Source organism: Pseudomonas sp. GD04158, from assembly GCF_029834875.1.
In the GTDB taxonomy this organism is placed as follows: Bacteria; Pseudomonadota; Gammaproteobacteria; order Pseudomonadales; family Pseudomonadaceae; genus Aquipseudomonas; species Aquipseudomonas hydrolytica.
This window is the reverse complement of record NZ_JAODYT010000007.1, coordinates 106,523-115,833: the sequence shown is the minus strand read 5'-3', so window position 1 is coordinate 115,833 and position 9,311 is coordinate 106,523. Positions and strand designations below refer to the sequence as shown.

The following is a 9,311-nucleotide window of genomic DNA, read 5'->3' as shown; positions in this document are numbered from 1 at the left end:
GACAGGATCAAACCACCACCTGTCGACCGGCGCGCATTCTACACGCCAGATCCAGCTTTGCAAGCCCTTCTTTCAACTTAACTTATTGATTAACAAGAAGTTTTTGAAACGCCTCATCGCTGAAGTGGCGCGCATTCTACCGCCAGCAGAATGCGCGTCAAGCTTATTTTGCAGTTTTGTTTCCTATAGCGCTTCGAGGGCCTCGCGCAAACCACTACGCCGCTGCACCCGCCGCAGCACCGCCTGCTCGAAGATGCCGGCACGGCTTTCGATCAGGCTGAACCAGTGGCGCGCCCGGGTGATACCGGTGTAGACCAGCTCCTTGGTCAATACCGGATTGAGGCTGTCAGGCAGGATCAGCGCGCAATGGGCGAACTCCGAGCCCTGGGACTTGTGCACGGTCATGGCGAACACGGTGTCCACCGCGCTCAGGCGACTGGGCAGGATATGCCGCAAGGCGCCACTGCCGTCATTGCGCGGGAACACAACGCGCAGCACCTCGCGTACAGGCGCACCTGGAAACTCTGGCGGCTCCGGCAGACGCAGCGCGATGCCGATATCGCCATTCATCAGCCCCAGGCTGTAGTCGTTGCGCGTTACCAGCACGGGCCGCCCTTCATACCAGCCATGCGACTGCTCAAGGAGGCCGCGCCGCACCAATGCTTCAGCGATACGTTCGTTGAGCGCTTCGACACCCCAAGTACCTTTACGAACCGCACAGAGCAACTGGAACTGATCGAACGCTGCCAGGACATTACCGGCCCAACGATCCCAGGCCTGGGAGTCGGCACCCGGGGCGGGACGCTGCGCCTGCATTACCTGCAGATAATGCGCATACCCCTGCGGACGTGGCTCGGCTTCGCCCAGCCCGCCGATCAACAGTCGCTCCAGCGCTTGATCCTGCTCGCCGGACAGGCGCAGCACATGCAGGTCGTCCGCGCCGGTTGCCAGAGTCGCGCGGGCCGACTGCGCATCCCCCTGGTTCACCGCCCGCGCCAGACGGCCGATACCCGAGCCACTGCCGAAACGACGCGAGTGGCGCAGCATGACGATATGCTGCGCCAGCGCCTTGTTACCGGATATCAGAGCCGGATCGTCCAGCCGCTCGCCCGTCTGGCTTTCCAACCGGGCACGCGTCGCCTCGCTGTAACCACCGCTTTCCGCCTCCCGGCACAGGTCACCCAGCACCGCGCCGGCCTCCACTGACGCCAGTTGGTCCTTGTCGCCCAGCAAAATCAGACGCGCATGCGCCGGCAATGCGCCCAGCAGGCTGGCCATCATTTCCAGGTCGATCATCGAGGCTTCGTCGACCACCAGCACATCCAGTGGCAAGGGGTTAGCGGCATCGTGACGGAAATGACGGCTGCCGGGACGACTGCCCAGCAGACGATGCAGCGTCGTCACCAGGGTTGGAATCTGTTCACGCACCCGCTCGTCCAGCGCCAGGGACTGCACCTGCGCGCCGATGGACTCGGTCAACCGCGCGGCTGCCTTGCCGGTAGGCGCTGCCAGGCTCAGGCGCAGCGGCTCGCCATTGGCCATGGCGGCTTCCTGCAGTAGCGCCAGCAGGCGCACCACCGTCGTCGTCTTGCCGGTTCCGGGTCCCCCGGTGATCAGCGTGAAGCGCCCCTGCGCGGCCATGGCGCAGGCCAGCTTCTGCCAGTCGGTCTGGCGCTGGCCGTCCACCACCAGCGCGTCGGGAAAGAGTGAAGCCAGGCGCGTGGCCAGATCGCTCGGGGCCGCAGCGCTCGCCTGCAGACGCCGGGCGATATCGCCAGCCACCTGACGCTCGTAGTTCCAGTAACGCCTCATATATAGACAGGCGCCGCTGAGCACCAGCGGCGCACCTTCGGACTCCAGCAGCGAGCTGCCGGCACAGGCCGCCAGCCAGGACTCCAGACTGAGCCCGGCCAGCACCTGGGACGGCAGGATCAGCGCTTCTTGCGCGTCCTCGCCTTCCGGCGGCAGAGACAGGGTGAAATCCGGATTGGCCAGCGTGGCCGCCAGATCGAGGCAGACGTGGCCCTGGCCCAGTTGGTGGCTGGCCAGCGCGGCGCCAAGCAGCAGCAAGGGCGAAGCGTCCGGATCCAGTTCGGCGAACAGCTGCGCCAGCGCACGATCCAGCTCGCGCAGCCAGCCACGCTCGCTCCAGGTGGAAAGCAGGGCAAAGAGTTCGGCGCGATCATGCAGCGCCGGCGCAAGCGTCGTACTCATGCTGCGCCCTCCTCTGCTTCGCCCATGAACAGCGCGTCCAGCCGCTCGATCAGCTCACGAGGCGGCCGGGCCAGGTAGGCACCCTGCTGCGGTGCGCGCAGAAACACATAGAGCGCGCCACCCACATGCCGGTCGTAGTCGTAATCCGGCAGGCGCAGACGCAACTGCCGATGCAGGGCCAACACGTAGAGCACGTACTGCAGATCGTAGCGGTGGCTGGCGATGGCGACCTCCATGGCTTCACGGGTGTAGGCGCCATCATCGCTGCCGAGCCAGTTGGATTTGTAATCCGCCACGTAGTAACGCCCCTGATGCTCGAATACCAGATCGATAAAACCCTTGAACATACCGTTGAGGGTGTCAGCCCGCAGCGGCTGCCTGGCGACACCCGGTAACTCGCACTGTTGCACCCACTGATCCAGCAGCCTGACATCCACCCCACGCGCCTCGAACCAGAACTCCAGCTCGGGCTGATACTGCGTCAGTTGCCCCAGAACCACGCTATCCGGGCCCGCCAACGGGAGCGGCTGGCTCAGCAGAGCCAGCAGCCAGTCCTGCAGCGGATCGATCCAGCTTTGCAGACCGCGACGCTGGCAACGCCTGGCCAACGCCTCGCGCAATCTGGGCGGATCCTGCGCCAGGGTGGCGAAGCCTTCCTGCGCTGCCATTTCCAGCAGACCATGGAGGAAGGTGCCGGGGTTGGGCCCACGCGGGAAGCGATGCAGCCCTTGAGCGGATGCCGGCAGCGGCGCCAGGGCCAGCAACGGATCCTCATCGTCGATGACGTTCTGCATCGCCGGACTATCGGGCGCGGCGTCCTCGTGGCGGCTGACCTGACTGGGCGCGTCCTCGTCCAGACGCAGTGCACTGTAGGAGGCGATCCACCAGTGCTCGGCAGCGCGCCGCGCCGGCGTGCGCCAGTGCGGCGCGAACTGACCTTCTTCGATCATTCGATAACGCTGCTCACTGGCCGGCGGCACAGGCGACACGGCGCTATCGAGTCCGCTGGCGAACGGCGCGAGCCAGTTGGCAAGCTCGCCGCTGGCCGCCAGAGGCAATCCGCCCCCGAGCAAGTAGCCCAACGCCGATTCGTGCAGACGCGACTTCTTGCCGTTGCCGATCTTCAGATCCGCCAAGCCCAGCCAGCAGGCATGCCGGGCACGGGTCAACGCCACATAGAGCAGGCGCAGGTCTTCACCCAGGCGTTCGCGCTCGGCGCGCAGCAGACTGTCTTCATCGGCCTTGAGCACCAGGCGGCGGCGCTCGCCGTCGTGAATCTGCAGCGGCTTCTTGTCATCCACCGGACGGAAGGCGCAAACGAATGGCAGGAACACCAGGGGGTACTCCAGCCCCTTGGATTTGTGAATGGTGACCACGCGTACCAGCGCCTCGTCGCTCTCCAGGCGTAGCACCTGCTCATCGGCAGCCTGCCCCTCACCGGTCAACAGCTCGCCTAGGTGGCGAATCAGCGCCAGTTCGCCATCGAGCTCGGCGGCAGCCTGCTGCAGCAGCTCGGCCAGGTGCAGCAGATTGGTCAGTACCCGCTCGCCATCGTCACGCCCCATCAGGCGCTGCGGCAGCTCGAAGTCCTGCAGCAACTGACGCAGCATCGGCAGCACGCCCTGACGCTGCCAGCGCTGACGGTAGTCGCGGAACTGCATGACCCGGCGCTCCCAGGTTCGCTCGTCGAGGTTGAGCTGCTCCAGCTCGCTCAGCGCCAACCCCAGCGTCGCGCTGGCCAGCGCCGCACGCAGCGGGCGATCCTGATCCGGCTCGGCACAGGCGCGCAGCCACAGCAGCAGATCGCGTGCTTCCTGGGCGGCGAACACCGAATCCTTGTCGGAGAGGTACACGCTGCGCACGCCGCGTACGGCCAGCTCGCCGCGTATGGCCTGCGCCTCGTTGAAATCACGCACCAACACGGCGATATCGCTGGGCCGCAGAGTATTCAGTAGCTCGTCCTTAATGAAACCTGCCTGCCCACGCTGGCCCAGATCCAGCAGACGCACGATCTCGCTGGCCGCACCGGCCGCCATGGCATCCAGATAGGCGCCCTTGGCAACCGGCTCGTCACTCGCCAGATGCCACATTGTCAGGGCTGGTTGCGCCTGCCCCTCGACGCTCCAGACTTCGCCTCGCCCCTGCGCGCCCACCTCGATAAACGGCAGGTCATCGCGCAGCAGGAACGCCCCCTCGCCGCCGTCACGCTGCTCGGCCCGCAGGAACACGCCGTTGACGGCATCGACCATGGCCTGGCTGGAACGGAAGTTCTTCTCCAGGTTGTAGTGCCGACCCAACGTCGCCCGGCGCGCGCGCAGGTAGGTATGAATGTCGGCGCCACGGAAGGAATAGATGGCCTGCTTGGGGTCGCCGATCATGAACAGGCCGCAGTCGCCGCGGTTGGCCTCGACCTCGTAGAGCGTATCGAAGATGCGGTACTGCAGCGGGTCGGTGTCCTGGAATTCGTCGATCAGCGCCACCGGGAACTGACGGCGAATCACTTCAGCCAGGCGCGCGCCGTTGCTGCCTCGCAGGGCAGCGTCCAGGCACACGAGCATGTCGTCGAAGCCCATCTCCGCGCGCTGGCGTTTCTCCCAATCGAAGCGCTGACGCACCCAGGCAGCCGCGTGGCGCAACGCCGCGTCAGCGGGATCAGGCAGCGCATCGAGTTGCGCCTTGAGCAAAGCCATGGCGTCCAGCGCGGGATGAGCAGGCGCCTCGCCTTTCCAGGCTTCGGCCAGGCCATCGGGGGTCAGGCGGGTGAAACCGGTGCCCAGGTCGAGGCGCGGTTCTTCGCCACCGGCCCACTCGCGCAACTTGGCCAGCCAGGGGTTGTAAAAGCGCGCCTGGATTTTCTTGCCGTCCACCTGCTTGGCCGCCACAGCAGCATCCAGCAGCAGTTGCAGTTCATCGGCCCACGTCAGCCAGGGCGCCTTGAGCTCGGCAAGTGCCTGCTCGCGCTGCAGCAGCGCGCCATCGAGCAATTCGCCCAGCGCTTGCGTCGCAACCTCCCCCTCTTCGCCCAACAGCGGTCGCAGTCTGCTACCCAGCCCCGCAGGCGTCCCCCAGACACTTGCAACCCATTGCAACGCCGCGCCCTGCAACGGATAGCAGTGCTGCCGCCAGTAGTCGCGCACCACCTCGGCCAGTAGCTCGCTGTGGTCGGTCTCCAGGGTCTGGCTGAACAGACTGCCGCTGTCGAAGGCATGCTCGCGCAGCATGCGCTGGCACCAGCCGTGGATGGTGGACACGGCTGCCTCGTCCATCCACTGCGCCGCCAGCTCCAGACGGCGGGCGCACTCGTCCCACTGCGTCTGGGCGAAGTCACTGCGCAATTCGCGCAGCAGATCATCGCCTTGGGCATCACCACGAAATACGGTCGCGGCCTCGACCAGGCGCGCGCGAATCCGGTCGCGCAATTCGCGGGTGGCCGCGTCGGTGAAGGTCACCACCAGAATCTGCGGCGGCAGCAGGGGCTCGCGGAACGCGGCGTCGCCGCCATGGCCGAGGATCAGTCGCAGGTAGAGCGCGGAAATGGTGAAGGTCTTGCCCGTGCCGGCGCTGGCCTCGATCAGACGGCTGCCATGCAGGGGAAACGTCAGGGCCAGAGGACGCTGTCGGTTCATGCTGCGTCCTCCTCGAGCGCTTGCGGATGGCTGTCGAGCAGCGGCTGGTAGAGCCGCTCGCTCCATATCGGAAACTGGCCATCGGCGGTGAGTGCGGCGTAGTCCGAGAACTGCCTCGCCAGGCTGGCGCTACCCTGGACTTCACCGGCGAGGTTGTAGGTGCCCTCGTAGACGCTGCGAGCCTTGTCCTCATTGTTGTCCTGCAACCAGGACAGCGAGGTTTTCAAGGCAACCGGTAGCGGCGCCTGCATACCGGCGTTCCAGGCTTCCAGCCAGACCGCCAAAACGCGCGCGGCATGCTCGGTCGCTACAGGTTCGAAGGCCAGACTGCGATCTTCCCCCACCAGCAGCGTGGTCAGCGGTACGCCGCAGGCCGCGGCGATGACGTGCAGCACATAGGGACGCAGCAGGCGATGCCACTTCCAGCTCTTGTCCTTGTGCAACGCACCCGGCAGCAGTTCCAGACGCGCCAGGCTGCCGTCGGCCTTCTGCCGCAACCCGGCAAGCCAGCCGTCGAGCTGCACACCGTTTGCCGCGAAAGCCAGGCGCTGCGGTGACTCCAGCAGGGTCGGCCAGCACAGGCAAAGCCCCTGGTAGCGCTGCACCTGCGCCGGCAGCGGCTCCAGCAGGGCGTTGCGGTACTGCTCGCCAAAGCCGGCCAGCGGCAGCACGCCGCTGCGTTGCAGGCGATCGGCTGCCGACCTCAGCGCATCGTCGCTGTCCCCCTCGCCTGCGACTGCCGCCTTGAGCAGCGCTTCCTGCAACTGGTAGCGCTGCAGGCCGTCGAGGGCGAAGGGTTCGCTGTCGAGCTGCGCCTGCTCTTCTTCGTCGAGATACACCTTGAGGCGGCGAGTGAAGAAGCACTTCACCGGATCGCGCAGGAACGACTGCAGCAGCTCGGGCGTGAGCTGCACTCCCTCCTCCCAGGCCGGCAAGGGCGCAGCACTTTCGCGGGTCGAGACCTGGCCATGCAGGGCTGCCCACTCGTGGGCATAACTGAACAGCTGCCCCTCGCCATCGAAGTAGCGGCGACTGAAGGGTTGCAAGGGGTGCTCGGTGGTCAGGCCATGCAGCAGGTCGCCGCCACCGGCCAGCGTCCAGGCACTGGCAAGATGATCACGCAGCTGGCCGACCAGCACGGACGGCGGCCGCTCGCTGTTGTCGCGAATGCTGCGCCCCACCCAGCTGATATAGAGGCGATCACGCGCTGCCAACAAGGCTTCCAGCAGCAGGTAGCGGTCATCCTCGCGGCGCGAGCGGTCACCGGGGCGGTAGTCGCCAGCCATCAGGTCGAAATCCAGCGGGGCCTGGCTGCGCGGATAGTCCCCATCGTTCATGCCCAGCAGGCAGACCTGACGGAACGGAATAGCGCGCATCGGCATCAGGGTGCAGAAATTCACCGCACCAGCGAGAAAACGCTGGCTCAGCCGCCCCTGGTCGAGCCCGTCCAGCCAGGCCTCGCGCACCACCGGTAGGGTCAGCGCTTCGCCCAGCGTCGCGGCCTCGCAGAGCGCCAGCCAGGCATCCAGCGCATCGAGCAGCTGGGTCGTCAGTACCTCTTCACGGTCGCTCTGCGGCTGAAAGAAGTCGTCGAGCAAACTGCGCAGACGCTCGCCCCACCGCACCGGCGTGGCCGGCTCGCGCAGCTGCTGCAGGTGCCGGTCGAGGCTTTCCAACAGCCGCGTCACCGGGCCGATCAGCGCGGCATCGAGCCCGCCAATTTCGTCGTACGGCTCGATGCCGGCAAAGGCGTCGCCCGTACCCACCGCGTAGCCCAGCAGCATGCGCCGCAGGCCGAAGCGCCAGGTGTTCTGCTCCAGATTCTCGCCCAGGCCCAGCGCCTGCCGCTGGCTCGCGTCCAGCCCCCAGCGCACACCGGCGCCTTCCAGCCAGCGGCGCAGGGTGGGCAACTGCTCCTCGGTGATGGCGAAGCGCTGACGCAGCGCGGCGACATCCAGCAGATCGAGAATCTCGCTGACGCTAAAGCGGCTGTCCGGCAGGCGCAGCAAATGCTCCAGTGCGATGACCATCGGCTCCTTGCCGCGCAGCCCCTGGTCGGCCAGGGTGAAGGGAATGAAGCGCGGATCGTCGCTGGCAAACTGGCCGAACACGGCCTGGATATGCGGTGCGTAGGCGTTGACGTCGGGCACCATGACGATGATGTCGCGCGGGCGCAGCGTGGCGTCCTCGCTGAAACTGGCGAGCAGCTGGTCGTGCAGCACCTCCACCTCGCGCTGAGCGCTGTGGGCGATATGAAAGCGCAGCGAATAATCTTTGGCGGGATCGACGGGAGGCCAGGTGCTGCGTGTTTCCGCCAGCGGACGCAGGTCAAGGATGTCGTTCTGCAGTTGGCCGAGCAGGCTGTTCTCACTGGCCGGGCTGAACAGGTCGATACGGTCGAACTGCTCGCGGTAACGCTGCGGCTCGTCGTACTGATCCAGCAGGTTGATGTAGTCGCGCCCCTGTTTGCCCCAGGCTGCCAGCAGCGGCTGCCCGTGCTGGTGCATGTACTCCTGTTCGAACAGACCGATCTGCGCGCCTGGCCTGCCCTTGCGCTGCTGGCGACGGTACTCGTGGCGCAGCAGGTCCTTGTCCTCGACGATATCGCCCCAGTGGTGCTGACAGGGGTTGTGCACGTACAACATGACTTGGCTGAAGCGCGCCATGGCCGCCAGCGCCTCCAGGACCTGGGCCGGCAACGAAGAGATTCCGAAAACGGTGATGCGCCGCGGCAGTCCGGCTGGCGGTGCGTCCAGCTCGGCCAGACGGGCGACGAAGCGTGGATGCACGCCGGCGCGACTTTCGGCCAGATGCTGCTCGCCAACGTCCGCCAGCAGGGCGCGCCACAGCGCGGGTTGCCAGCGCGAATCGCCCTCCAGTGGCCGCTCGCCGCCGCGCGAGGTGCGCAGGCGATCCTGCCCGGCGGCCCAGTCGGCCAGCCAGTCGGCGCGGTAGACCTGATACTGGTCGAACAGATCGGCCAGACGCTCGGCCAGTTGGTGGCGCTTGCGCAGGTCCTGATCATCGGCGAGGAAGCGGCGCAGCGGAGCGAAGGCCTCCTCGGCCAGCAGGCCCGGCAGCAGCCGCATCAGGCGCCAGGTCAGCGGCGCCTTGTCCAGGGGCGACTCTTGCGGAATCGCGTCCCTGCCCAGCACGTTGCGATACGCCTGCCAGAGAAAGCGCGCCGGCAGGTCAACGTCCAGCGCCGCCGCGATGCCGCAGCCGTCACGCTCGGCCAGCGCCAGCTTGAGCCACTGGGCGATGCCGTTGCTCTGCACCAGCAGCACTTCGTTTTCCAGCGGCCGCAGCGGATAGCGCCGCATCCACTGCACCGCCAGCGCACGCAACTCTTCGAGGTGGTTACCGTGGATGACGATAAGGCCGGGGGACAACTCCGGGCTGGCGGACATCGACTGACTCCTGTCGAAAATCGAAGCGCAAGTTTGCCAGCATTTGGCGACAAGGTGCGTC

3 protein-coding genes are annotated in these 9,311 nt (G+C 66.4%); all 3 read right to left on the bottom strand.

All coding sequences use genetic code 11. The features are described from left to right. Nucleotides 1–183: 183 nt before the first annotated feature. Genes recD through recC form a run of 3 tightly spaced genes read right to left on the bottom strand, consistent with a single transcriptional unit; the run spans nt 184 to nt 9,250 of the window. Complete coding sequence (recD, locus tag N7333_RS05125; RefSeq protein WP_129482283.1) at nt 184–2,214, bottom strand: exodeoxyribonuclease V subunit alpha; 2,031 nt, start codon at nt 2,212–2,214, stop codon at nt 184–186. After that, a complete protein-coding gene (recB, locus tag N7333_RS05120; protein WP_129482282.1) occupies nt 2,211–5,840 on the bottom strand; it encodes an exodeoxyribonuclease V subunit beta in 3,630 nt (1,209 codons plus the stop codon). Before recB ends, recD begins: the two co-directional genes overlap by 4 nt. Next, nucleotides 5,837–9,250 carry an exodeoxyribonuclease V subunit gamma gene (recC, locus tag N7333_RS05115; protein WP_129482281.1) on the bottom strand — a complete coding sequence of 1,138 codons (3,414 nt, stop codon included), beginning with the start codon at nt 9,248–9,250 and terminating at the stop codon, nt 5,837–5,839. The genes recB and recC overlap by 4 nt, the downstream gene beginning before the upstream one ends. Nucleotides 9,251–9,311: the final 61 nt, after the last annotated feature.